Below are 25,211 nucleotides of genomic sequence, written 5' to 3' on the forward strand. Positions count from 1 at the left end.
GGTGCAAACTTACGATGAAAAAAATAGCGTTAGCAGTATTAAGTCTTAGCCTACTTGTAAGTGGGTGTAGCATTGGTTCTAATAAAGATGAAAAAACAGTTGAGAAATCGGGGAAAGCGAAAGAGCAAGCTGTTATCCCGAAATACTCGATTTCGGATGAATATTATAAGACAACAGTTCCATTTAATGCAGGATCTGCACGTGGTTTAGTTGTGCAAGGTTTAAATAGTCGTCTAGATGTAGATGAATTTGAAACAGGATTAATGCGTATTGCCAAAGAATCATTTAGCACGAAAGATTATTTCTTTAAAGGCGGAGACGTTTTAGATACTCAAAGTGTTCAAATGCTTGTAAAAAGAAAGCGTACAGACGCTGAACAAAAAGAGCTAGAGGACAAGTTGAAAAAAGATGCAGTTAAATTTCCGAATGTAGGGTTGAATCCAGCCTTAAGTGAAGGATCAGAATCGCTAGAAGTAAAGAATAAAAAAAGTCCAATGTATATCTCAAATATTTTAGAGCATGATTATTATGTAAGAAAAGGTGAGAACGATGTTGAACGTGGTGGCATTGTAGTTGGATTAGCGATGAATTCTGTTCAATATTATGAGGAAGAGCATGGTTATCCGCGTGAGGCTGCAATTCCAGATGTAAAAATGTTAGCTGAAGGGAAAAGGATGGCCCAAGAAATCTTGAAAGTAATGCAGCAAAAAAAGCCTGAAATAAAAAATATTCCGGTTACATTTGCGATTTATCGTCAAGGTCCAAAGTCTTCGCTTGTACCAGGGAATTTTGTTTCTTATGCTAAGGTAGAAAAAGGTAGTGAAACGGTTGAGGATTGGAAACCAATCAATGAGAAATATTATTTGTTCCCGTCAGAACAGGCAAAAGCGGATAATAAACGTGAAGACCTTGCAAGGGTTTCAAACTTTAAAGCGAAGTTAAGTGAGTATTTCCAAGGCGATTATACAGCTGTTATCGGTACTGGAATGTATAGAGATGATGAATTAAGAGAAATGAAGCTCGATATTCCTGTCCAATTCAATGGGAAAGCTGAAGTGATTGGTTTTACACAATATGTAGCTGGACTTGTTATGGAATACTTCCCGAATTATATGAAAGTACAAGTAACAATTAAATCTGTAGAACGCCCAGAAGCAATTATTATACGTGAAGCGAAGCAAGATGAACCGTTTGTGAAAATTTTAGATTAAAGATGAGAGCTGTTCCATAAAGGAACAGCTTTTTTTCTTGAAAAATTTTGTTATAATTTTAAATGTTACAAATAAAGGGGTAAGGGGCAAATTCATGGAAGAACTAAGCTTTCAAGTCATTATTTTATTAATTGCATTCGGATTTTTAGCTGCTTTTATTGATTCGGTTGTTGGAGGGGGAGGGTTAATTTCGCTTCCTGCACTTATGTTTGTTGGTTTATCACCAGCTTCGGCAATCGCAACGAATAAATTAGCTGCAACGATGGGGACGCTTACGAGCACAATTTATTTTATTCGATCAGGTAAGGTGAATTTTCGGATTGTAGGAAAGTTAATCCCGTTAACTATTATTGGAGCAGTCGCAGGGGCTTTAGTAGTAAAGTTTATTCCGCCTGATATTTTGCGTCCACTAGTGCTCATAATGTTGGTTTTTATTGCCATTTATATTATTGCGAAAAAAGATTGGGGAAGTGCATCTACCTATAAAAAGATGACAAAAGGAAAAACATTAATGTTTTTCTTTGTTATTTTAATGATAGGATTTTATGATGGATTTTTTGGACCAGGGACAGGATCCTTTTTAATTTTTGCATTTTTATTAATTGGTTTGGATTTTATTCAAGCGGCAGCATCTGGAAAACTTTTGAACTTCGTTAGTAATATCGTATCTTTAATTACTTTTTTATTTTTAGATGTGATTCATTTTGAATACGGTATAATTATGGGCTTATCAATGATTTTAGGTGCTTATTTTGGATCGAAGTTTGCGGTTCAAAAAGGTGTTGGATATGTAAGGACTTTATTTTTATTAGTTACTATTTTATTAATCGGGAAAAATGTTTTGGAATATACTCATATTTTGTAGATTCATACGTATGTATGAATCTCTTTTTTTTATTATATTTTAAAAATTTATTAATTTTTAAAATATAAGTCTAGGAATATTTGAATAAATCTAAATTATCGTGTAGAATAATGTTGTAAAATGTAAACGTTTTTCTAAGGGGAGGCTAAAAAGATGGTAGTAGCATACAAACATGAGCCATTTACAGATTTTTCAGTAGAGGCTAACAAATTAGCGTTTGAAGAGGGTTTAAAGAAAGTAGAATCTTATCTTGGACAAGACTATCCATTAATTATCGGGGGAGAAAAAATCACTACAGAAGACAAAATTGTTTCTGTAAACCCTGCAAATAAAGAGGAACTTGTTGGTCGTGTTTCAAAAGCAAGCCGTGAATTAGCTGAAAAAGCAATGCAAGTAGCGGATGCAACATTCCAAACTTGGAGAAAGTCAAAACCAGAAATGCGTGCAGATATTTTATTCCGTGCTGCAGCAATCGTTCGTCGTAGAAAACATGAGTTCTCTGCTATTCTTGTAAAAGAAGCAGGTAAACCATGGAATGAGGCAGATGCTGATACAGCAGAAGCAATCGACTTTATGGAATATTATGCTCGTCAAATGTTGAAATTAAAAGACGGTATTCCAGTAGAAAGCCGTCCAATTGAATATAATCGTTTCTCTTACATTCCATTAGGAGTAGGTGTTATCATTTCTCCTTGGAATTTCCCATTCGCAATTATGGCAGGTATGACAACAGCTGCTGTAGTTTCTGGTAACACAGTATTACTAAAACCAGCTAGTACAACTCCTGTAGTAGCAGCGAAATTTATGGAAGTATTAGAAGAAGCTGGTTTACCAGCTGGCGTAGTAAACTTCGTTCCAGGTAATGGTTCTGAAGTTGGTGACTATTTAGTAGATCACCCTCGTACACGTTTCGTTAGCTTCACTGGATCTCGCGATGTAGGTATTCGTATTTACGAACGTGCAGCAAAAGTAAACCCAGGACAAATTTGGTTAAAACGTGTTATCGCTGAAATGGGCGGTAAAGATACAATCGTTGTTGATAAAGAGGCAGATCTTGAATTAGCAGCTAAATCTATCGTTGCATCAGCATTCGGATTCTCAGGACAAAAATGTTCTGCATGTTCTCGTGCAGTAATCCATGAAGATGTATACGATCATGTATTAAATCGTGCTGTTGAATTAACAAAAGAATTAACAGTAGGTAACCCAGATGCAAAAGATATCAACATGGGACCTGTTAATGACCAAGCTGCATTCGATAAAGTAATGAGCTATGTTGCAATTGGTAAAGAAGAAGGTAAAATCGTATCAGGTGGCGAAGGAGACGATTCTAAAGGCTGGTTCATCCAACCAACAATCGTTGCTGACGTTGCAGAAGATGCTCGTTTAATGAAAGAAGAAATCTTTGGACCAGTAGTAGCATTCTGTAAAGCAAAAGACTTTGATCATGCACTTGCAATTGCAAATAATACAGAATACGGTTTAACAGGAGCAGTTCTTTCTAACAACCGTGACCATATTGAAAAAGCACGCGAAGACTTCCACGTTGGTAACTTATACTTCAACCGTGGATGTACTGGTGCAATCGTAGGTTACCAACCATTCGGTGGCTTTAACATGTCTGGTACAGACTCTAAAGCTGGTGGCCCTGACTACTTAGCACTTCACATGCAAGCAAAAACTACTTCTGAAACTTTATAAGAAATAGTAGAAAAGATCTTCACAGACTGTGAAGATCTTTTCTTTTTGAGAAACTCTCTATAGCAGAAGTAATCGATTTTATAGAAGCTAGTTAATTTCAATCAAGAAAAGGTTGCCAAATATTACTATTTGTTCTTTTGAATTAGTTAAACCCTATTAATATCGGGATAAACATGAAAATAGAAACAAAACAGCGAGAAAAATTGACTTATTAGTCATATTTTTTAGTATTCATTTTGAGGATTTCCTGTATAATACAATTTGAAAGAAAATCTATGGTTAGACAAGAGAACACTCCTTTCGGCTTTGCTAACTGAAAGGAGTGTTTTTTTTAGGTCGCTAAAAACTCTTCTGTACTCATTATATTTGCGTATACTCCATTTAAACTCGCCAAAATTGTATTATGAATATAAACAGCTGGTATAGTAGCATTCTTAAATGAAAGATCTTTTGTAGCACAAGCATCGTGTATTACGGTACAGTGAAGGCCAAAATCAAAAGCAGCTCTTACTGTAGCATCAATACACATATGGGTCATCATCCCGCATATTACGACGTGCTCAATTCCTGAACGTTGTAATTGTTCTAGAAGATCAGTTTCTCGGAAGCTATTTGGATAATGTTTAAGGATAACGGTTTCCTCTCTAAGTGGACGGACATTTTCGTGAATATGGACACCTTCTGTATTGGGTAGGAAAAAAGTAGCGCTATCTTTTATAGCTACATGTTGGATATGAAAAATAGGTTCGTTTCTTATTCTAAAATGTTGTAGTAGCTGACTAGCATATTCACTTGCTTCTACTGGATTACGTAATTCCATCATTCCGCTTGGAAAATAATCATTTTGAATGTCGACGAGCAAAAGAGCTGTTTTCATATATCTATCTTCCTCCGATTTCATATTCAAATAATGTTATTCAATGAGTAGAGAAGATTCTCCTTTTTAAAAGTATGAGTGAGAAGGATTTTACATAACTTTAAAAATCACTATTGTATTGTTACTTCTTATTTTAAAATTCAAATAGAGAAATAATTAATATTTTTCCGAAAAATGTATTGACTCTCATTATTCTGAGTTCTATAATAAGACTTAATTAAACGACAATTAAATCGATACACTCTTATCCAGAGAGGTGGAGGGACTGGCCCTACGATACCTCAGCAACGGGTTTTTTAATACCGTGCTAACTCCAGCAAGCCTATAAAGGCTTGGAAGATGAGAAGATGTGAATGAGTACATATAAAAGTGCTCTCCTTCTTATCTTTTATTACTGATAAGAAGGAGAGCACTTTTTATTTTACCTCGAAAGCTCTACTTCAAGTTTTTACAGCATATAGGAGGGAAGAAAATGATTTCTTTTAACAATGTAAGTAAAGTATATGAATCAGGTGGGCAATCTGTTCATGCGGTTGAGGATGTAACGCTGTCAGTTGAAAAGGGCGAAATTTTTGGCATTATCGGATTTAGTGGTGCTGGAAAGAGTACGTTATTACGTTTAGTAAATATGTTAGAAAGACCAACTGCAGGAACAATTTCAATAGATGATAAAGATATTACATCATTATCGGCGAAAGAATTACGGAAACTAAGACAAAGAATTGGGATTATTTTCCAAAGTTTCAATCTATTTAATTCAAGAACGGTGTTTGGGAACATTGCTTATCCATTAAGGTTAGCGAAATTGCCGAAGAATGAGATAAAAGAAAGAGTGAATGAACTACTAAAATTTGTTGGTTTAGAAGATAAAGCGAACTATTATCCAGAACAGTTATCAGGTGGACAAAAGCAGCGTGTTGGGATTGCAAGAGCACTTGCGACATCACCGGATATTCTCATATGTGATGAGGCAACATCAGCTTTAGATCCGGAAACAACAACAGAAATCTTAAATTTATTAAAGAAAGTAAATAGAGAGTACAATTTAACGATCCTACTTATTACACATGAAATGCACGTTGTGAAAGAAATTTGTCACCGTGTAGCCGTTATGGAAAAAGGAAAAGTAATTGAGGAAGGAAAACTGTTTGACGTTTTCACACAACCAAAAACAAAGACAACTCAAAATTTTGTACGCTCTGTTATTAATGATCACTTACCAGAAAGTGTTCTAGCGAAAATTCAAAACGGAGGTCAGATTTATCGCCTGACTTTTACTGGGGAAGAGACAGGGCAGCCTGTACTATCATATATTGCGAAAAACTATAACGTCGATGTAAATGTTCTTTATGGAAATATTATTGAACTCCAAAATGTGCTATTTGGAAATCTTCTTGTAGAACTACAAGGTGAACAGAAAGAAATTCAAAAAGCATTACAACATCTAAGACTGCAAGTGCAGCTGAAGGAGGTAGAAGCTCATGCGAGTTGATTGGAGTATATTTTGGCCTCGCATATTAGATGCGACGGGGGATACCCTCTTAATGGTAATTGTAACCCTTATATTCGCTACAATTCTCGGTATACCTCTAGGTTTACTGTTATATGTAACGAGAAAAGGAAATTTTTTAGAAAATAAATGGGTCTTTTCTATTCTTAATATCATAATTAATACAATTCGTCCGGTTCCATTCATTATCTTTTTAGTAGCTTTAAGCCCGCTAACAAGAAGTGTTATTGGAACGACGATTGGAACGGCTGCAGCAATCTTCCCAATGACGTTAGTTGCATCAATTGGTATTGCTAGAATGGTTGAAACCAATCTTGTTTCTGTTCCGAAAGGAGTAATTGAAGCAGCACAAGCAATGGGCGCTTCACCACTTAGAATTGTTTTTGAAATCCTCGTACCAGAAGCTTTAGCACCATTGATCCTAGGTGTCACGTTTATGACGGTCGGTTTAATTGAATTTTCTGCAGTCGCAGGACTTGTCGGTGGTGGCGGTCTTGGTGACTTAGCAATGACATATGGTTACCAACGCTTTGATACGTCAGTTATGTTTGTAACGGTCGTTTTACTTATTATTCTTGTACAGGTGGCTCAAAATTTAGGGAACTACTTTGCGAAAGTCTTTTTACGCAGATCATAAAAAGGAAGAGGGGAAAAGAAAATGAAGAAAATTTTAGCATTTGCATTATCAGCGATCGTAGGAATTACAGCATTAAGTGGCTGCTCAGGTGGAGACACAGGTGCAGGAGCGAAAGAGAAAGTAGTTCGCGTCGGTGTAACTGGAACAGATGGAGACGTTTGGGAAATTTTAAAGAAAAAAGCTGAAAAAGAAGGGATTAAAATTAAACTGGTTGAGTTCTCTGATTACACAACACCCAACAAAGCGTTAGCTGATGGAGATATTGAACTAAACTCATTCCAGCACATTGCTTTCTTAGAGCAATTTAAAAAGGAGCATAAGTTAGATATTACAGCTGTTGGTACAACGCAAATTGCACCGATGGGCTTATACTCTGAAAAATATAAGAAAGCAAATGAAATCCCAGATGGTTCGGAAATTGCTATTCCGAATGATCCAACGAACCAAGCACGTGCATTAAAACTTCTTGATGCAGCTGGATTATTAAAGCTTAAGAAAGATTTTGGTCTATTTGGGGATCCAAGCGGTATCGCTGAAAATCCGAAGAAGCTAAAAGTTACACCGGTTATCGCACAGCAAACACCTCGTGTGTTAAAAGATGTAGCGGCTTCAGTTATTAATAACGGTGTTGCTGGTCAAGCTGGATTAGACCCAGCGAAGGATCCAATTTTCTTAGAAGATCCAAATAATGAAAATGCAAAGGCCTATATTAATATTTTCGCAGCTCGTACGAAAGATAAAAATGATCCAACACTGAAAAAAGTAATTGAGTTATACCATTCAAAAGAAGTAACAGATGCAATTAAGAAAGAAACAAATGATGGTTCAATTTCAGTAGATCTTTCACTTGATGAGCTTGAAAAAATCGTAAAATAATTATTGAGTTTAACGACTAACAGTAGGAACCCCTCCGCTGTTAGCTCGTTCAACATATAATCTACTTAACAAACAAAACCCTAATTCTGTACCTTCTAATTTTGTATAACATAGAATCCAATGTTTGTTAAGTAGAGTGATGGACCAGGAGTTTTCCTGGTCTTTTTTTAATTAAAGCAGCTGGCTAATAATAAGGAAATCCAAATTATGATTGGGTAAGAGATTAAACTAAAAATGAGTGTACTTGCTAATTTCTTTTTAGGGATTAATAGTTTCTTTGATGAAAATAAGAAAAGAGAAAATAGGATAATGATAGATGCTGAGATTACTCCTGGATTATAAGAACGATAAATGAAATACAAGATAATATGCTGAACGGCGTTAAAGAAGATACAGCCCTGTATAAAAATGATCAAATAAATAGAAGATATGATGCTTAATTGATATAGAATGACTATGAGTAAGACGAAGGTTGTTAATATGGAAATTGCAATGAAAAATTGTTTGTTAGTTATAAAATGGATCGAAAATCGATTAGCGATATATTGTGGCATTTGGAAAGCTTCTTCAAGGTTATGAAAAAAGAATAGAAGGGGGATTAGCCAGATTGTATTAGTGGTGAAATGTCTTGTTGAAGATGTTTTTATCAACTTATATCAGCTCCAATAAAGGGATAGAAAGCCTATAAGAAAAGGCTTTCTACAAGGGTATAGTTATTCAATTATGATGCTTTTTAAATTACTCTCAGGTTGCGGTTGTTCTTCAGCATAGGAGGAGAGCTCCTCTTGCAAAATATTTAGTGCGTGCTTAGCTGATTGCTGAATCGGATTCGGTAGCTCTTCTAATATACGCATACCGATTTTTATTTTTGTACGAATTACCTTTCTTAGTAATTCATCATGCATGTACTACACCTCCAAACCGAATGTTTAGTACATCATCTTCAAACTTAGCTCCTTGAATAGAAAGGTGTGTTAATGTTTTTGGTAAGGTGATATTTCGCTTCATAGAGCCGGCTCGAATAATAAGTTCATCACCTTTTTGATTTAATGAAAGTTCACTTTTGTTTGAGAAGGGAATGGACAGAACGAAAATATACTCATCGCCATCTTTTTTTACATATTGTGTGCGGCCATTAAATTTCACTTCAGTAGGAGAAGGGTCTGATTTAAATAAAGCATTTCCTACACGCTCTAACATAGCTAAACCAACAACTTCTTGTTCAAACATGGGAGCTTCGTAAATAGGAAGTGGCTGAAAACTATCTTTAATTAACGCCTTATATTTCTTTTGTGTATCTTTCCATGCCTGAAAGTAAGGGTCGGTAACAGTGTTAGGGATGACGCGGTTAATCATAATGGCATCTACGTTATAATCGTATAAGTTTAAATAAGTAAAACTACGCTGAGCTTCTTTAATGACCATTTTTTCAGGATTTACAACAACGCGAATACTCGTTACTTTTCGGTTTGATAAAATATCTCTCATTTCTCCGAGCTGTTCAAGCGTATTCGTTAATTCGTCCATAATATCATCAGTTGGAAGGGGGACACCAAGAAGTGGTTGAGCTACAGGACGAACAACTTTTAAAATCTTCCTTTTAATAGGAAAGAGTTTTTCCATCCACCAGCCGAGCATGTCTGGAAAGCTAAGCATTGCTAAAGTTTCTCCAGTCGGTGCGCAATCAATAATGATGACGTCGTAAGTGTTGTGTTTATAGTAATCGAGTACTCGAAGTAAGCTAATTAAATCTTCCATACCAGGGAACATCGTTAATTCTTCTGTTGTAATATCATCAGCTGCTTTTGAAGTGAAGAGTAGTGTAATGTATTTCTGCAATTTCCCCCAGCCTTTTTCCATTTCATAAATAGTGTTAATTTCTTGTGCCCACAAGTTTTCACGAATTTCTAGTGGCTCAGAAGATAGTTTTATGCCAAATGAATCCCCTAAACTATGAGCAGGATCTGTACTCATTACTAATGTTTTTAATCCTTGTTTTGCACTTTGGATTGCTGTTGCTGCTGAAATGCTAGTTTTTCCTACGCCGCCTTTACCTGTATACAGAATAATTCTCATCATTAATATCCCCTTTGTTTCGAATGTCGAATATTACGAGTGTCGAAATATTCAATTGAATAAAAACCCAACTAGGGTCTTATTCAATCGGAATGTTTTTCATTTTAGGTGTAGAAATCTTTTCTTCTGTTTTTTGCTGTGACGTAGCAATGTGATTCATGATCTTTTGGAATATTTGTAGTAAGAATGCTTTTTCTTCTTCTGACAATGCATCTGTCACTAGGCTAAAGTAATGGGCCGCATTTTGTTTTACTTCTTGAACGAGCATTACGCCGTTTTCTGTTAAACGAATTAATACAATGCGTCGATCGCTTTCATTCCGGTAGCGTTCAATATATCCCTTTTTTACAAGGCGATTTACAACGCCCGTTGTTGTACTCATCGGTATATCAAGAAGATCAGCAATTTTTGTCATTGTAATATCCGTATTTCGCTCCATCCAAAGTAAACAAAATACTTCTGTCTTGGAAAGTGTTAAATCAAGGCTTACCCATTCTTCAGGATAGAAAAGTTTCTTGGCGTTATCTAGCAGTAAGTCTAAAAAATGTTCATATTGTAACAATTATTTCCACTCCCGTATATTTCGAGGTTCGTAATATTTGTTTTTATTTTATGTGGAATTGAAATAAATGTCAATGTTTTTAACTGTTTTTTCAGATTTGAAAGAAAATTATCTTCAAAATAGAAATTTTTTGTGATAGATTAATAAATAGAAAAATGATTTTACATAAAAACCCATTGTGATAAATATATTTATCTATAATAGGTGTACAGCTAACGAGGGGGAGAACGATGAGAAGACGAAATACGCAAGCGTTCACGTTTTTAGCATGGACTTCATTTGTTTGTGCGCTTTCAGGAATGCTAATTGGGATTTATACGCTAGATGAAACGCTTAGTGTAAAAGGGTACTATTTAATCGGAACATTATTTTTAACGATGTCTTGTTTTGTATTACAAAAAACAATTCGTGATAATGAGGAAGATAATGAAAGATTTCCGAAAAATAAATCGTTAGATAAAGAGTAAATTGTAAAGAAAGGCACTTGCCTTTCTTTTTTTATGTAAAAATGCCGTAAGTGCCGTGTGTTGACTTGCTTGAAGTACTGAAAATTTGGTATCATCAATAGTATTGTAGATTGAACGATATATTATGGAGGTGGCCTAGCCGTGTCAAGAATTTCCGTTGAGAATGTAAAGCACGTAGCACATTTAGCACGTCTTGCAATTACTGATCAAGAAGCAGAAAAATTTCAAAAACAACTAGATGCAATTGTTACATTTGCAGAACAGTTAAATGAATTAGATACAACTGATGTAAAACCAACAACTCATGTATTAACTATGAAAAATGTTATGCGTGAAGATGTGCCAGAAAAAGGTTTACCAGTAGAAGAAGTATTAAAAAATGCACCGGATCACAAAGATAATCAAATCCGTGTTCCAGCAGTATTAGAATAGAGGAGGGAATTTCGATGTCATTATTTGATCATTCTGTATCAGAGTTACATAAGAAGTTAAACAACAAAGAAATTTCCGTTACGGATTTAGTAGAAGAATCTTACAAACGTATTTCGGATGTTGAAGATAACGTAAAGGCTTTTCTTACATTAGATGAAGAAAATGCACGCGCGAAAGCGAAAGAATTAGATGCAAAGATTGGTGCTGAGGATAATGGTTTATTATTCGGTATGCCAATTGGTGTAAAAGATAACATTGTAACTAACGGTCTTCGTACAACTTGTGCGAGCAAAATATTAGCAAACTTCGATCCAATTTACGATGCGACAGTTGTACAAAAGCTAAAAGCTGCTGACACAGTTACAATCGGTAAATTAAATATGGACGAGTTCGCAATGGGTTCTTCAAATGAAAACTCAGGCTTCTACGCTACAAAAAATCCATGGAACTTAGATTACGTTCCAGGCGGATCTAGTGGTGGTTCTGCAGCAGCAGTAGCAGCAGGAGAAGTATTATTCTCTCTAGGTTCTGATACGGGTGGTTCTATCCGTCAGCCAGCTGCATATTGCGGCGTTGTAGGTTTAAAACCAACTTACGGACGCGTATCTCGTTACGGATTAGTAGCATTCGCATCTTCACTTGACCAAATCGGACCGATTACACGTACAGTAGAAGACAATGCATACTTATTACAAGCTATTTCAGGTATTGACCGTATGGATGCAACTTCTGCAAACGTTGAAGTAGGAAACTACTTAGCTGGTTTAACAGGCGATGTTAAAGGTTTACGTATTGCTGTACCGAAAGAATACTTAGGCGAAGGTGTTGGCGAAGAAGCTCGTGAGTCAGTACTAGCTGCTTTAAAAGTGTTAGAAGGTATGGGCGCAACTTGGGAGGAAGTATCTCTTCCGCACTCTAAATACGCTCTAGCAACGTATTACTTATTATCTTCTTCTGAAGCATCTGCGAACCTTTCACGCTTTGATGGCGTACGTTACGGTGTTCGTTCTGATAATGTAAATAACTTATTAGATCTTTACAAAAATACACGTAGCGAAGGTTTCGGTGATGAAGTAAAACGTCGTATTATGCTTGGTACATTTGCTCTTAGCTCTGGTTACTATGATGCATATTACAAAAAAGCACAACAAGTACGTACATTAATTAAAAATGACTTTGAAAATGTATTTGCTAACTACGATGTTATTATTGGACCAACAACGCCAACTCCAGCATTTAAAGTGGGCGAAAAAGTGGACGATCCAATGACAATGTATGCAAATGACATTTTAACAATTCCAGTAAACTTAGCGGGTGTTCCAGCGATTTCTGTTCCATGTGGATTCGGTGCTAACAACATGCCACTTGGTCTACAAATCATTGGTAAACACTTCGATGAAACGACGATTTACCGCGTTGCACATGCGTTTGAGCAAGCAACAGACTATCATACAAAAAAAGCAAGTCTGTAAGGAGGCGAGCATAGATGAATTTAGAAACAATTATTGGTTTAGAGGTTCACGTTGAGTTAAAAACAAATTCGAAAATTTTCTCTGCGAGTCCAACAGAATTCGGAGCGGAGCCAAATACACAAACAAGTGTAATTGACTTAGGATACCCAGGGGTACTTCCTACTTTAAATAAGGAAGCAGTTAACTTTGCAATGAAAGCCGCAATGGCATTAAACTGTGAAATCGCAACGGAAACGAAGTTCGACCGTAAAAACTATTTCTACCCAGATAATCCGAAAGCTTACCAAATCTCTCAATTTGATAAGCCAATTGGTGAAAATGGTTGGATTGAAATCGAAGTAGACGGTAAAAAGAAACGTATCGGTATTACACGTCTTCATTTAGAAGAAGATGCTGGTAAATCAACGCATGTAGCTGACGGTTCATTAGTAGACTACAACCGTCAAGGTATGCCTTTAATCGAGATCGTATCTGAGCCAGATATGCGTACTCCAGAAGAAGCATATGCGTACTTAGAGAAGTTAAAATCAATCATTCAATATACAGGTGTATCTGATTGTAAGATGGAAGAAGGTTCTCTTCGTTGTGATGCGAATATTTCACTTCGTCCAGTTGGACAAGAGAAGTTCGGTACAAAAGCAGAACTGAAAAACTTAAACTCTTTCACTTACGTGCAAAAAGGTCTTGAGCATGAGCAAGTGCGCCAAGAAAAAGAATTATTATCTGGTGGTATCATCCAACAAGAAACACGTCGTTATGATGAAGCAACGAAGAAAACAATCTTAATGCGTATAAAAGAAGGATCTGACGATTACCGTTACTTCCCAGAGCCAGACTTAGTTGAACTTTACATCGACGATGAGTGGAAAGAAGAAATTCGTGCTTCTATTCCAGAACTTCCAGATGCACGTAAAGCTCGCTATGTTGAAGAAGTTGGCTTACCAGCTTATGATGCGCATGTATTGACATTAACGAAAGAGATGTCTGATTTCTTTGAAGCAACAGTTGCAGACGGTGCTGATGCGAAATTAACATCAAACTGGTTAATGGGTGAAGTACTTGCATACTTAAACAAACAACAAAAAGAATTAAAAGACGTTGCATTAACGCCAGCTGGCTTAGCTAAAATGGTTCAATTAATTGAAAAAGGTACAATTTCTTCTAAAATCGCGAAGAAAGTATTTAATGAATTAATTGAAAAAGGTGGAGACCCAGAAGAAATCGTTAAAGCAAAAGGTCTGGTTCAAATTTCTGACGAAGGAACACTTCGTAAGGTTGTAACAGAAATTCTTGATAATAATGAGCAATCTATTGAAGACTTTAAAAACGGTAAAGACCGTGCAATTGGCTTCTTAGTTGGTCAAATTATGAAAGCTACAAAAGGACAAGCAAATCCACCGCTTGTTAATAAAATCTTACTTGAAGAGATTAATAAGCGCTAAAAAAAGAGAAGAATTCTTATTTTTGAACGCTAAAATAGTATAGATTCTTAAAGATTAAACAGAAAAAACACCCGTATTTGGGTGTTTTTTCTGAGTTAATCAAACGTTTGTTTAAATGGTGAAAAATAATTTAAACAAACGTTTGATTAACTGTCAAAAGTGAAAAAATGTTTGTATAGCAACTATGGTATGATAGTTGCAAAAAGGTGGGAATAATGATAAATCTAGACATAGAGAGTTTTTTCATCTCATGAAATAATAGATAATTATTATTCATTATATGTAAATTGATGTGAGAGTTTTACTGCCCGTAAATAGCGGGATAAATTTCTTGGTTAAATAAAGCAAAACTATCAGGAGTGAATAGTTACTTTTGATGGGCTACACGAATCGGGTTCTTACTGCCTGTTTGAGCGGAATTAAAGAAGGATAGGAAGATGAGAGGAGGTAAGCATAGGGATACTGAATAAGGGTTCGGTGTATTCGTTTTTCAATGAATAAGGAATTTCCTGTGCTAATAAATGATGAAGCGAGCAAGAATTATTTATAATCCTACTTCTGGGCGCGAGCTATTTAAGAAGAGCTTACCAGAAGTATTACAAAAATTAGAACAAGCTGGATATGAAGCGTCTTGTCATGCGACAACTGGTCCTGGAGATGCGACTGTGGCAGCGAGGCAAGCTGCGGATCGTAAGTTTGATGTTGTTATCGCAGCTGGTGGTGATGGTACGTTAAATGAAGTAGTGAACGGTTTAGTAGGACATGAGCATCGTCCAAAGTTTGGAATTATTCCAGTTGGAACGACAAATGATTTTGCGCGTGCGATCGGTGTACCTCGTGTTATTGAAGAGGCTGCGGATATTATTTGTAAAGGAACAACGGTACCGTTAGATCTTGGTAGAGCAAATGATACATATTTCATTAATATCGCTGGTGGCGGCCGTATTACAGAATTAACATATGAAGTACCAAGCAAGCTAAAAACGGTATTAGGCCAACTTGCTTACTATTTAAAAGGAATCGAAATGTTACCATCATTACATCCAACATATGTTGAAATTGAGTATGATGGGAAGTTGCTACAAGAAGAAATTACGATGTTTTTAATTACGAATACTCGTTCAGTTGGTGGATTCGAAAAAGTAGCACCATATGCATCTATTAACGATGGATTATTTGATTTATTAGTACTGAAAAAAGGTTCTATCGCTGATTTAATTAAAGCAGCAACACAAGCGCAGCGTGGGGAACATATTAACAATCCGAAAGTACTATATACACAAGCGAATCGTATTAAAGTGCATTCACCTGATAAATTAATGATCAACTTAGATGGTGAATATGGCGGAGATGCACCAATGGAATTTGAAAATATATATCATTGTCTGGAACTATTTGTTCCTGAACATCAAGAGGATGCCCTGTAAAGGCATCTTTTTTTGCTTTCACCTCACTATTTGCGAGCAATAAGATTCCCCCACTGATTAAAGTTTCTCTATGTGCAGATGAATTGTAAATTGTAAGTTAGTTTGATTTTTATGGTATTTTTACAATCCGTTTATTTTATATCCATATTTTATTGATACACTGGAAGAGATAAGAAATGAGAGGTAGGATGCTATGGAGAAGGTAAAAGCAATACTATTTGATAAAGATGGGACATTAATGGATTTTCATTCAATTTGGATAAAAGTAGCTGAAGAGCTTGTTGCAGAATGTATAAATTTATATCAATTACCAGAATCAATGCAGCAGGCTTTATTAAAAGAGATTGGCGTAGATGGAGCATTTGTTCATCCGCGTAGTGCGCTCGCTGCTGGAACGAGTCTTGATGTGGCCAAGGGGCTTTGTAAGTATATTGCATCATCTAGAGAAGAAGAGATGCATCAATGGGTGAGTGAAAAGTTGTTTGCTCTTATGTACGAGCATCGTTCACATATGAGAATGACGGCAGATTTACCGAAAGTTTTACAAGCGTTAAAGGATAGAGGGTTTATTCTAGGTGTCGTTACAGCTGATGATTTCGCGCCGACAGAATTATTTTTAAAGCAATATCAATTGGAAGCTTTTTTTGATTGTGTTATAGCTTCAGATACATTTCCAGCACAGAAGCCAGATAAAAAAATTGTAGAATCGTTTTGTGAGAGATTTAATTTAGAGACATGTGAAGTAGCAGTCGTCGGGGATACACCGACGGATTTATATTTAGCGAAAAATGGTGGCGACTGTTATGCGATTGGCGTACTATCTGGTACGGGTGATCGTCAAACGCTAGAACCACTTGCAGATTTAGTATTACAATCTGTTGAAGATTTAATTTCTCATTCAGGTGAGTTTATTTGGGAACAAGGAAAGTCTAATGTATAAATGAATAAGTCTATAAGGACTCTATATGAGTCTTTATAGACTTATTTTTTTATGCCGAGATAGTAAGAGAATGGGATGAATACTAGAAAGAGGGAGTTGGCATACATCTTGCAATATAAAGAGAAAACATTGTATAGAAAAGGATGGGGTACACAATGAACACAAAAAAATTTGCTAAAGTAAATGAACAAATTCCAGGACCGAAAGCAGCGTCTTTATTAGAACGCCGCCAAAATATAGTACCAAAAGGAGTAAGTAATGGTATTCCAACATTTGTACAGTCTGCAAATGGTGCACTCGTAACAGATGTGGATGGAAATCAGTACATTGATTTCGCAGGAGCAATTGGGACAATTAATGTAGGACACTGTCATCCAGCTGTTAAAGAAGCGCTTCATAAACAAGTAGATCAATATATTCATACTGGATTTAATGTGATGATGTATGAGCCGTATATTGAATTGGCAGAAAAGCTGGCCGCATTAGCGCCAGGTAATTTCGATAAACAAGTGCTGTTTTTAAATAGTGGGGCAGAAGCGGTTGAAAATGCAGTGAAGATTGCTCGTAAATATACGAAGAGACCTGGAATTATCGCATTTTCTAAAGGATTTCATGGGCGTACATTAATGACAATGACGATGACAAGTAAAGTAAAACCATATAAATTTGGATTTGGCCCATTTGCTCCAGAAGTATATAAAGCGCCATTCCCATATGAATACCGTCGCCCAGAAGGTTTAACAGAAGAGCAGTATGATGACTTTATCATTGAAGAGTTCAAGAACTTCTTCATATCAGAAGTAGCACCAGAAACAATTGCAGCAGTTGTAATGGAACCTGTTCAAGGGGAAGGCGGATTTATCGTTCCAAGTAAGAAATTCGTTCAAGAAGTACGCAGCATTTGTTCAGAGAACGGTATTTTATTTGTAGCTGATGAAATTCAAACAGGCTTTAGTCGTACCGGAAAATACTTTGCAATTGATCATTATGATGTCGTTCCAGACTTAATTACGGTATCTAAATCATTAGGTGCTGGTGTACCGATAAGTGGTGTCATTGGACGTAAAGAAATTATGAATGAGTCTGCACCGGGAGAACTGGGCGGAACATATGCAGGAAGCCCACTAGGATGTGCGGCTGCATTAGCTGTGCTTGATGTAATAGAAAAAGAGAAATTAAATGATAGAGCGATAGAAGTAGGGAAAGTCGTAATGAACCGATTCCAAGAGATGAAAAACAAATATAATTGCATCGGTGATGTGCGCGGCTTAGGTGCAATGTGTGCATTCGAGCTCGTTCAAGATCGCAAGACGAAAGCGCCTGATAAAACATTAGCGTCTAATTTATGTGCAGAGGCAAATAAGCATGGATTACTTCTACTATCAGCAGGAACATATGGAAATGTTATTCGTGTTTTAATGCCATTAGTGATTACAGATGAGCAACTTGAGGAAGGTTTAACAATAATTGAAGAATCATTGCAAGCTTGTTATGAGCAAGCAAATATCGCTCGTGTATAAAGAATTGGGATAACTTAAAAAAGGGCATAAAGCTTTTCTTTTTAGGCGAAAGAGAGCATCTGGCCATGCATAGAATCGGTCAGCCCCTTTTCCTGCCCCATGCCAAGCTAAAACAAAGTGAGGGTGTGGTTGCGATGGCATTCTGTATTTTTCAAGGCAGCGAATTATGTGTTGAAAAAATATAAATAGATTTGTATAAATAACAAATTGAAAACATTCTAGCTTACTCTATATAAAATGCAGAAAATTCACTTTATAATAAAGGTAGTGAAGTGAATCGATGGATTTAAAGTAAGGGGTGGCTAGGATGGTTGCAGAAAAGGAACGAGTGTTGATGGATTTACAAGATGTATTTGAATATGCATTTGACGAAATTTTTGTTACGGATGATAAAGGAATCGTTGTACGTGTAAATAGCATGTGTGAAAGACATTACCAGCTCTCTGCTAAGGAATTAGTAGGAAAGCATGTAAAAGAACTACAAAAAGAAGGGATTTTTTATCCGTCTGCAACGTTAGAAGTAATTGAAAAGAAAAGGCCAGTTGAACTTGTTCAAACAACGAAATCAGGAGAGTATTTGCATGTTCGTACAAGGCCTGTTTTTGATGATGAGGGAAATTTAAGAAGAGTGATTAGTTATTCTCGTGATCTTACAGAACTCTATCAATTACGTCAAAAGGTAGAGGAAATGGATAATCAGTTAAAAACATATAAAAAAGAATTAAGAGAAACATATGAACACGAAGGACTTATTTTTAAAAGTATCGCTATGCAAAAAATAATCGAAACAATAAAAAAAGTATCTGTAGTAGATAGTACTGTTCTCGTATTAGGTGAGACTGGAGTGGGGAAAAGCCGATTAGTACGCCATTTGCATGAAGTGAGTCACCGGAAGAATGAAAGTTTCTATGAAATTAATTGTGCGGCATTGCCGACGAATTTAATCGAATCTGAGCTTTTTGGATATTCAGGTGGGTCTTTTACAGGTGCAAATCGTGAAGGGAAAAAGGGGCTATTAGAATCAGCGCATAAAGGAACTCTTTTCTTAGATGAAATTGGTGAAATGCCGCTTGAAATTCAAGCGAAGCTTTTGCAAGTATTGCAAGAAAAAACGTTTCGTCCTATAGGCGGAAGAGAATTAAAAAAGGTGGACGTTAGAATTGTAGCGGCAACAAATAGAGATTTAAGTACGATGGTGAAACAAGGAACATTCCGGAAAGATTTATACTATCGTCTGAATGTCATTCCAATTTCAATTCCGCCACTTCGGGAGAGAACAGAAGACATTTTGCCGCTCATCTATCATTATTTACAGCATTTTAATAAAAAGTACGGACGTGATGTGAAGTTAGCACCTAGTACGTTACAAATGTTTGTAGGGTACCCTTGGGAAGGAAATAATAGAGAGATTGAAAATGTAATTGAACGAATTGTTATCACTGCAGATGATTTTGTAATGGTAGAAGATTTGCCACTATCTATGCAAGAGGCCACAGTTGAACAATCCGGACAAAGTCTTTATAGAATGCTGGAAGAGGTAGAGAGAAATATTATTCTTAAAGCATATAAAACGTATGGATCAAGTTATAAAGTGGCTGAGTTTTTACAAATAAGTCAATCTGCTGCTACTAGGAAGATTAAGAAGTTTATAGAGGAGGAAGAAAACATTGGATAAAAAAGTGACGTTCGTAAACTTAGAGAAAAAAGCGATGTATATAAATGGTGAGTGGATTACACTGCAAGAACAAATCGAAGTGAATAATCCAGCGACAAAGGAAGTATTTGCAACTGTACCAAAGGGCGGGATTACAGAGGCAAAGCAAGCAGTTGATGCTGCACATGAGGCTTTTAAATTATGGTCAAAATTAACGGCAGCGGATCGCGCAGTAAAGTTAAAAAAATGGTTCACGCTCATTGATGAAAATAAAGAAGAAATTGCAGCAATCATGACGAGAGAGCAAGGGAAGCCGTTTGCAGAAGCACTTGGTGAAGTGAATTATGCAAATAGTTTTGTTGAATGGTACGCAGAAGAAGGAAAGAGAATATACGGTGAAATGATTCCTGCTTCTCATCCGAATAAGCGTATTTTAGTTATGAAGCAACCAGTTGGGGTTATGGCAGCTATTACGCCTTGGAATTTCCCGGCTGCTATGATTACGAGAAAGGTAGCTCCAGCACTTGCAGCAGGCTGTACGGCAGTTGTGAAACCAGCGAGTCAAACGCCATTAACTGCATTGAAGTTAGTTGAATTAGCACATGAAGCAGATATTCCAAAAGGTGTAATAAATATTGTAACAGGTAGTGCAAAAGCAATTGCTGATACGTGGATGGAAGATGAGCGCGTTCGAAAAGTTTCCTTTACAGGATCAACTGAAATTGGAAAAGAATTAATGGCTAGCGCTGCGCAAACGATGAAAAAGGTTTCGCTTGAATTAGGTGGTCACGCTCCATTTATTGTTATGAATGATGCTGATTTAGATAAGGCGGTAGAAGCGGTAATTGGTTCGAAATTCCGTAACGCAGGACAAACGTGTATATGTACAAACCGCATCTTTGTTCAAGAAGAAGTGTATGAAGAATTTGCAGGGAAGTTCACAACAGCTGTAGAGCAGCTGAAAGTCGGAGATGGATTCGGCGAAGGAACAACTGTAGGTCCACTTATTGATGCGAATGCAGTTTCGAAAGTACAAGAACATATTGAAGATGCAATTCAAAAGGGCGGAGAAGTTTTATACGGTGGCCATAAATTTGCAGAGTTAGATGGTTATTTCATTCAGCCAACAGTAATTGGATTGGCAAATGACACGATGCTTTGTATGAATGAAGAAACATTTGGACCGGTTGCACCAGTTGCTAAATTTAAAACAGTTGAAGAAGTAATCGAACGAGCAAATAATACACCATATGGCTTGGCTGCTTATATTTTCACAAAAGATATTAGTCAAGCATTCCAAATTAGTGAAGCGTTAGAGTACGGAATTATCGGCTTAAACGATGGCCTTCCATCAGTTGCACAAGCACCATTTGGAGGCTTTAAAGAAAGTGGTATCGGCCGTGAAGGAGGCCATTTCGGTATCGAGGAATATTTAGAAATTAAATATATTTCGTTAGGACTATAAGTAGTATACTAGAATCTCTATAAGGTAACAGAGAAGGAGATTCTAGTATGGTATATTGGCTATTATTACTCGTAACAATTATTTTTGAAGTAGCTGGAACGATTGCGATGAAGTTATCGAACGGTTTAACAAAGCTTGTTCCAAGTGTACTTATTTTCGTATTCTATGGAATTTGTTTCAGCGTGTTTGCTATCGTTGTTAAAAAGATTCATTTAAGCATTGCTTATGCAATTTGGTCTGGTGTGGGAACGCTACTTATTACAATCATTAGTGTGTACTTTTTTAAAGAGCATATTAATTTATTCCAAGCATTTTGTATTCTCTTTATTGTTTTAGGAGTAATTGGACTGAAAGTGTCATCAGCATCATAAAAGGCTATCTTCCAGCGTGGAAGATAGCCTTTTATTTTTATTAAAACGCCCAGTTACCTTTACGGAAGATCGGCTCATGTCTTCCATCAGCTGTAATGCCGTCGATATCAAGCTCAGCTGATCCAATCATGAAGTCTTCGTGTGTAATACTAGCGTTTGCGCCATTTTCAGCAAGTTCTTCTTTAGACATTGTTTTTCCGCCAACTAAGTTAAATGCATAAGCATTTCCGATTGCAAGGTGGCAAGATGCATTTTCATCAAATAGCGTATTGTAGAATAAAATATTTGTGTTTGAAATTGGTGAATCATGAGGTACTAAAGCTACTTCGCCTAAGAAGTGAGAACCTTCATCTGTTTCTACTAAATGTTTTAAAGCCTCTTCACCAGATTCAGCTTTATAGTCTACGATACGTCCGTTTTCGAATGTTAATGTAAAGTTATCGATAATATTACCTGCAAATGCTAACGGTTTTGTGCTAGATACTTGGCCGTTCACACCTGTTTTAAGAGGCATTGTAAATACCTCTTCAGTTGGAATGTTAGCCATAAATGCTACGTTCTTTTCATTTAAGCTACCAGCACCAGCCCATACATGTTTCTCTGGAAGTTCGATTGTTAAGTCTGTTCCAGGGCCTGTATAGTGAAGAGCTTTATAATGTTTTTCGTTTAAGTAATCTACTTTTGTATGTAGTGTTTCATCATGTTCTTTCCATGCTTCCACAGGATTTTCTAAATCAGCACGAGTAGCTTTGAAGATAGCATCCCATAGTTTTGTTTCTTGTTCTTCTGGCGCTACGTCAGGGAATACTTTTGCAGCCCATTCTTTCGTAGGAACAGAAATTACGCACCAGCTTACTTTATCTGCTTGTACATAATCACGGTATACTTTCATCGCTTCTCCAGCTACTTTATGAGCTGTTGCAATTTTCTTTGGTTCTACACCTTTTAATAGATCAGGATTCTCTGCATAGATGGACATAAATGCAGCGCCTTCTTTTGCTAATTCTTCACGAGCATTTGCTTTCCAAGAAGGGAATTCAGAGAAAGCTTCTTCAGGAGCTAGATCGAACTTTAAGCGTGTTAACGTCTCATCATTCCAATCAACATATACGTGTTTTGCACCAGATTTATATGCTTTTTCTGTAACTAGGCGTACAAACTGTACAGCCTCAAGAGGTGCACTGATTGATAAAGTTTGTCCGGGTTGAATATTAACACCAACATTGACTGCAAGGGCAGCATATTTCTCTAACGTTTGTTCAAATGACATATGTATAATCTCCTTTAGTTTGAAAGATTTCTTACTATATATAATACAAGAAAATTCTAAAAATATATATAAATATAACGTAAAAAGAGAGCTCAAAATGTATTGAGCTCTAATAGTTATTTAATCGAAGAAGCAAATTGTTCTACAGTCGTTGTATGGTGTATGCGAACACGCTTCATTTTTAACAACTCATCAGGTTCACCCTTCGTAATGAATTGTCCTGGCTTCGTTGTTGTTGCAAATTGATAGTGTTTCTTTGTTTCTGCGACAACTTTATCATCTACATGACCGAAAGGATAAGCAATTGCGATAACAGGCTTACCTGTTATTTTCTCTAGCTTTTCTTTTGATCCTTTTAACTCTTCATCATAGTTTGTAATTTTCGGCAAGTCTGCGTGTGTTGCTGTGTGAGATTGTACAGAAAAAATACCTGAATCAACCATTTCTTTTATTTCAGATGTAGAAAGAGCTCCTTCTACATCAACGTTATCAACAATCATATATTCTGTTGCCGCTGGTTTAAATGTATCGTCTTTTAGTTTTTGTAAAACATGAAATGCATTCATATTATTTTTCATACCGTCATCAAATGTAACGAAAATCGGCTTGTTTACTTTATTTATATCGCCCCAGCGTTCAAACGTTAACAAAGTATAACCATTTTCTTTTAAATACTTCATTTGTGCTTCAAAGTTAGCAGGCGATACGAATAAATCTTTAATACCTTGTCCATGATAATCATCAATTGCGTGGTACATAAGAACAGGAACTTTTTGCTCGAAAGTAATAGTAGATTTCGTAAGTGGAATAGTTTTTCCGCCCTCTGTTGTTCCTGTAGCTTCAATTTGATATTCACCGCGTTTTCCTTCAAATTCTTTTATATCAAAGGGAAGTGTAAATTGTTGATTTTTCTCTTTAGAAGAAAAGGATTTAGCACTTTCCTTTCCATCAGCAGTGCGCCAAATTTTATATTGTACTTCGGTTAAAGAATCTTTTATGTCTGTAATATGAATATTTGCGTTTGTAGATTCGTGCGTAATTGGATTATAAGAAATTTTACCTTGTTCCGGCACCGTCTCTTCTTTTTTCTTAACCTCTTGAACCTTTTTTTCTTTTTTAGGCTCTACATTGCTAGTATTACATCCTGCTAGAATGGCAGATGTACATAAAGCAATCGCTGCGTATTTTCTCATAAAATCACCTTCTATTGTGTATTATGTTGCATGCTTACATTAAAATCCCCACCGCTATAAGAGAGGTGGGGATATACCCTTGTTCATCATATCATTTTTAGGTGAATGGTAGGTTAGTGACTTTGAATAGAGGTATTCTTGCGTTTCTTATTTGATTTGATAATGATATAACCTACTACAAAAATAAGAGGGATAATGAATACATAGATTGGCATTCCCCATACATAATAGCTTTTCATGCTTAAAACTAGTAAGTGTAAGAAGTCGAAAAGGGCGTGAGCTTTCATAATATCCTCCAATATATTTTTTACAAATTATAACATTGTTCATTTGTAATTTGTATATTTTGGTAAATGATTTAAGTTAATTTTAAAGTAAGAGAAAGGTTTATTAATATGCAATTTTGCATATGTAGAGTAGTTTCTATTAAAATATCAGGATCTTGGACTATAATAAGAACCGCTATAAATGTAAGTAAGAATGATGTACGGAGTGGAGAACAGAAATGAAATATAAAAAACTAGTATATATCCTTTTCATATCGCTATTCATAGTCGGTTGTCAAAGTGAAGTGAGTAAAGCGAATAGTGTGGAGGAGTATATTCCATCACGCCTTATGAATGCGGAAGTTACGGCGGATATTATGACGCTAGAATTTCCTTATGGGATAAAAGAGAAATTAGATAAAATTGGAAATAAAATGAGCGCTAGCATTACAAATAATTTAGATTGGTATTTGAAGTATGCAGAAGAAGAAATTATCCCGAAAAAAACTTTTCCTTATCATCAAAACTTGGGTATTACAAAAGAAGAATATGATTTTATGATAGATGAAATGAATAATGCAGAATATATAAATACAAAAGACGGAAAACTCTTTTTTAAAAAGAAAGACCATGAAATTCAAATTCTCTCTGATGAGAATTTGAAACTAATTAAAAATATTCGAATTGATACAGAGAAGAATACAATTAAAACTCCTTTTGGAGAGTGTGAATATGAAGGTGAAATAAAGGCATCGGATGAACAAAAAGCTACTGGGCCATGGAGTGGGAAGATGTGGACCTTAAAAAGCGATGGATTACTTTATCATTTTTCATTAGGAAAGTTAAAAAACATAAACAAATCTATCATTTATATTTCAATAAAAGGTATATATAAAGATAGGATTATCAATACAGAAGAAGCGGTCGAATTTCACTCGGTTTCATAAAGAATCAAAAAATCACCTTACTTAAAAGAG

The 25,211-nt window shown here is 36.0% G+C and carries 24 protein-coding genes and 1 riboswitch; of the genes, 17 read left to right on the top strand and 7 right to left on the bottom strand.

The genetic code is table 11. From position 1 onward, the window contains the following. Positions 1–14 precede the first annotated feature (14 nt). From MKY70_RS01845 to pruA, 3 genes are all read left to right on the top strand, one after another. Positions 15–1,211 carry a CamS family sex pheromone protein gene (locus MKY70_RS01845; RefSeq protein ID WP_063217654.1) on the top strand — a complete coding sequence of 399 codons (1,197 nt, stop codon included), beginning with the start codon at positions 15–17 and terminating at the stop codon, positions 1,209–1,211. Between the two features lie 94 nt (positions 1,212–1,305). Then, positions 1,306–2,076 (top strand): TSUP family transporter, encoded by a 771-nt coding sequence (locus MKY70_RS01850; RefSeq protein WP_341022759.1) that lies wholly within the window; start codon positions 1,306–1,308, stop codon positions 2,074–2,076. A gap of 153 nt (positions 2,077–2,229) precedes the next feature. Beyond that, a complete protein-coding gene (gene pruA, locus MKY70_RS01855) occupies positions 2,230–3,777 on the top strand; it encodes an L-glutamate gamma-semialdehyde dehydrogenase (protein WP_002029484.1) in 1,548 nt (515 codons plus the stop codon). Positions 3,778–4,108: 331 nt separating this feature from the next. Here the strand turns inward: pruA and MKY70_RS01860 are convergent, their stop codons facing one another. Continuing rightward, positions 4,109–4,654, bottom strand: coding sequence for a cysteine hydrolase family protein (locus MKY70_RS01860; RefSeq protein ID WP_002091344.1), 546 nt, complete (start codon positions 4,652–4,654; stop codon positions 4,109–4,111). A 241-nt stretch (positions 4,655–4,895) separates the two neighbouring features. Next, positions 4,896–5,000, top strand: a riboswitch (SAM riboswitch). Between the two features lie 126 nt (positions 5,001–5,126). Here MKY70_RS01860 and MKY70_RS01865 point away from each other — a divergent pair. Genes MKY70_RS01865 through MKY70_RS01875 form a run of 3 tightly spaced genes read left to right on the top strand, consistent with a single transcriptional unit; the run spans position 5,127 to position 7,677 of the window. Next, positions 5,127–6,146: a methionine ABC transporter ATP-binding protein gene (locus MKY70_RS01865; RefSeq protein ID WP_341022764.1), complete on the top strand. Its 1,020-nt coding sequence runs from the start codon at positions 5,127–5,129 to the stop codon at positions 6,144–6,146. After that, positions 6,136–6,801, top strand: coding sequence for a methionine ABC transporter permease (locus MKY70_RS01870; RefSeq protein ID WP_002091343.1), 666 nt, complete (start codon positions 6,136–6,138; stop codon positions 6,799–6,801). Before MKY70_RS01865 ends, MKY70_RS01870 begins: the two co-directional genes overlap by 11 nt. 21 nt (positions 6,802–6,822) lie before the next feature. After that, complete coding sequence (locus MKY70_RS01875) at positions 6,823–7,677, top strand: MetQ/NlpA family ABC transporter substrate-binding protein (protein ID WP_002029488.1); 855 nt, start codon at positions 6,823–6,825, stop codon at positions 7,675–7,677. 167 nt (positions 7,678–7,844) lie between these two features. Here MKY70_RS01875 and MKY70_RS01880 read toward each other — a convergent pair whose 3' ends face one another. The 4 genes from MKY70_RS01880 to MKY70_RS01895 form a co-directional block, all read right to left on the bottom strand. After that, positions 7,845–8,327, bottom strand: a complete 483-nt coding sequence (locus tag MKY70_RS01880) for an HXXEE domain-containing protein (protein WP_002091337.1) — start codon at positions 8,325–8,327, stop codon at positions 7,845–7,847. 63 nt (positions 8,328–8,390) lie between these two features. After that, entirely contained in the window at positions 8,391–8,582 is a 192-nt protein-coding gene (locus tag MKY70_RS01885; protein ID WP_002091335.1) for a DUF3926 domain-containing protein, read from the bottom strand. Further along, the gene (locus MKY70_RS01890) at positions 8,575–9,756 is read right to left on the bottom strand and encodes an ArsA family ATPase (RefSeq protein ID WP_002140199.1); all 1,182 of its coding nucleotides are present in this window, start codon (positions 9,754–9,756) and stop codon (positions 8,575–8,577) included. The genes MKY70_RS01885 and MKY70_RS01890 overlap by 8 nt, the downstream gene beginning before the upstream one ends. A 76-nt stretch (positions 9,757–9,832) precedes the next feature. Beyond that, positions 9,833–10,315 carry a MarR family winged helix-turn-helix transcriptional regulator gene (locus tag MKY70_RS01895; protein WP_002140201.1) on the bottom strand — a complete coding sequence of 161 codons (483 nt, stop codon included), beginning with the start codon at positions 10,313–10,315 and terminating at the stop codon, positions 9,833–9,835. Between the two features lie 230 nt (positions 10,316–10,545). Here MKY70_RS01895 and MKY70_RS01900 point away from each other — a divergent pair, with 230 nt between their 5' ends. From MKY70_RS01900 to MKY70_RS01945, 10 genes are all read left to right on the top strand, one after another. Beyond that, positions 10,546–10,782, top strand: coding sequence for a YiaA/YiaB family inner membrane protein (locus MKY70_RS01900; RefSeq protein WP_002029490.1), 237 nt, complete (start codon positions 10,546–10,548; stop codon positions 10,780–10,782). 141 nt (positions 10,783–10,923) lie between these two features. Next, entirely contained in the window at positions 10,924–11,214 is a 291-nt protein-coding gene (gatC, locus tag MKY70_RS01905) for an Asp-tRNA(Asn)/Glu-tRNA(Gln) amidotransferase subunit GatC (RefSeq protein WP_000086999.1), read from the top strand. A gap of 14 nt (positions 11,215–11,228) precedes the next feature. Beyond that, positions 11,229–12,686 carry an Asp-tRNA(Asn)/Glu-tRNA(Gln) amidotransferase subunit GatA gene (gene gatA, locus MKY70_RS01910; protein WP_002010048.1) on the top strand — a complete coding sequence of 486 codons (1,458 nt, stop codon included), beginning with the start codon at positions 11,229–11,231 and terminating at the stop codon, positions 12,684–12,686. 14 nt (positions 12,687–12,700) lie between these two features. Next, a complete protein-coding gene (gene gatB / locus MKY70_RS01915; protein WP_341022770.1) occupies positions 12,701–14,128 on the top strand; it encodes an Asp-tRNA(Asn)/Glu-tRNA(Gln) amidotransferase subunit GatB in 1,428 nt (475 codons plus the stop codon). Positions 14,129–14,649: 521 nt separating this feature from the next. Next, positions 14,650–15,555 (top strand): diacylglycerol kinase, encoded by a 906-nt coding sequence (locus tag MKY70_RS01920; protein WP_088031362.1) that lies wholly within the window; start codon positions 14,650–14,652, stop codon positions 15,553–15,555. A gap of 193 nt (positions 15,556–15,748) precedes the next feature. Then, positions 15,749–16,495: an HAD family hydrolase gene (locus MKY70_RS01925; RefSeq protein WP_002029491.1), complete on the top strand. Its 747-nt coding sequence runs from the start codon at positions 15,749–15,751 to the stop codon at positions 16,493–16,495. A 155-nt stretch (positions 16,496–16,650) separates the two neighbouring features. Continuing rightward, positions 16,651–18,015 carry a 4-aminobutyrate--2-oxoglutarate transaminase gene (gene gabT / locus MKY70_RS01930; protein WP_176280907.1) on the top strand — a complete coding sequence of 455 codons (1,365 nt, stop codon included), beginning with the start codon at positions 16,651–16,653 and terminating at the stop codon, positions 18,013–18,015. Positions 18,016–18,322: 307 nt separating this feature from the next. Further along, positions 18,323–19,690 carry a sigma-54 interaction domain-containing protein gene (locus tag MKY70_RS01935; protein ID WP_002167042.1) on the top strand — a complete coding sequence of 456 codons (1,368 nt, stop codon included), beginning with the start codon at positions 18,323–18,325 and terminating at the stop codon, positions 19,688–19,690. After that, on the top strand, positions 19,683–21,134 hold the full coding sequence (gene gabD, locus MKY70_RS01940; protein WP_088031359.1) for an NADP-dependent succinate-semialdehyde dehydrogenase: 1,452 nt from the start codon (positions 19,683–19,685) through the stop codon (positions 21,132–21,134). The genes MKY70_RS01935 and gabD overlap by 8 nt, the downstream gene beginning before the upstream one ends. Positions 21,135–21,181: 47 nt before the next feature. Next, positions 21,182–21,505 (top strand): DMT family transporter, encoded by a 324-nt coding sequence (locus MKY70_RS01945; RefSeq protein WP_000263259.1) that lies wholly within the window; start codon positions 21,182–21,184, stop codon positions 21,503–21,505. 40 nt (positions 21,506–21,545) lie between these two features. Here the strand turns inward: MKY70_RS01945 and MKY70_RS01950 are convergent, their stop codons facing one another. Both MKY70_RS01950 and MKY70_RS01955 read right to left on the bottom strand, forming a co-directional pair. Beyond that, positions 21,546–22,775: an aminopeptidase gene (locus MKY70_RS01950; RefSeq protein ID WP_002029496.1), complete on the bottom strand. Its 1,230-nt coding sequence runs from the start codon at positions 22,773–22,775 to the stop codon at positions 21,546–21,548. Between the two features lie 116 nt (positions 22,776–22,891). Continuing rightward, positions 22,892–23,968 carry a polysaccharide deacetylase family protein gene (locus MKY70_RS01955; protein ID WP_088031358.1) on the bottom strand — a complete coding sequence of 359 codons (1,077 nt, stop codon included), beginning with the start codon at positions 23,966–23,968 and terminating at the stop codon, positions 22,892–22,894. A 505-nt stretch (positions 23,969–24,473) separates the two neighbouring features. Between MKY70_RS01955 and MKY70_RS01960 the strand changes: the two genes are divergently transcribed. Then, a complete protein-coding gene (locus tag MKY70_RS01960) occupies positions 24,474–25,181 on the top strand; it encodes a hypothetical protein (protein WP_044444282.1) in 708 nt (235 codons plus the stop codon). Positions 25,182–25,211 lie beyond the last annotated feature (30 nt).

This window comes from Bacillus sp. FSL R9-9492 (genome assembly GCF_038007365.1).
Lineage (GTDB): Bacteria > Bacillota > Bacilli > Bacillales > Bacillaceae_G > Bacillus_A > Bacillus_A mycoides.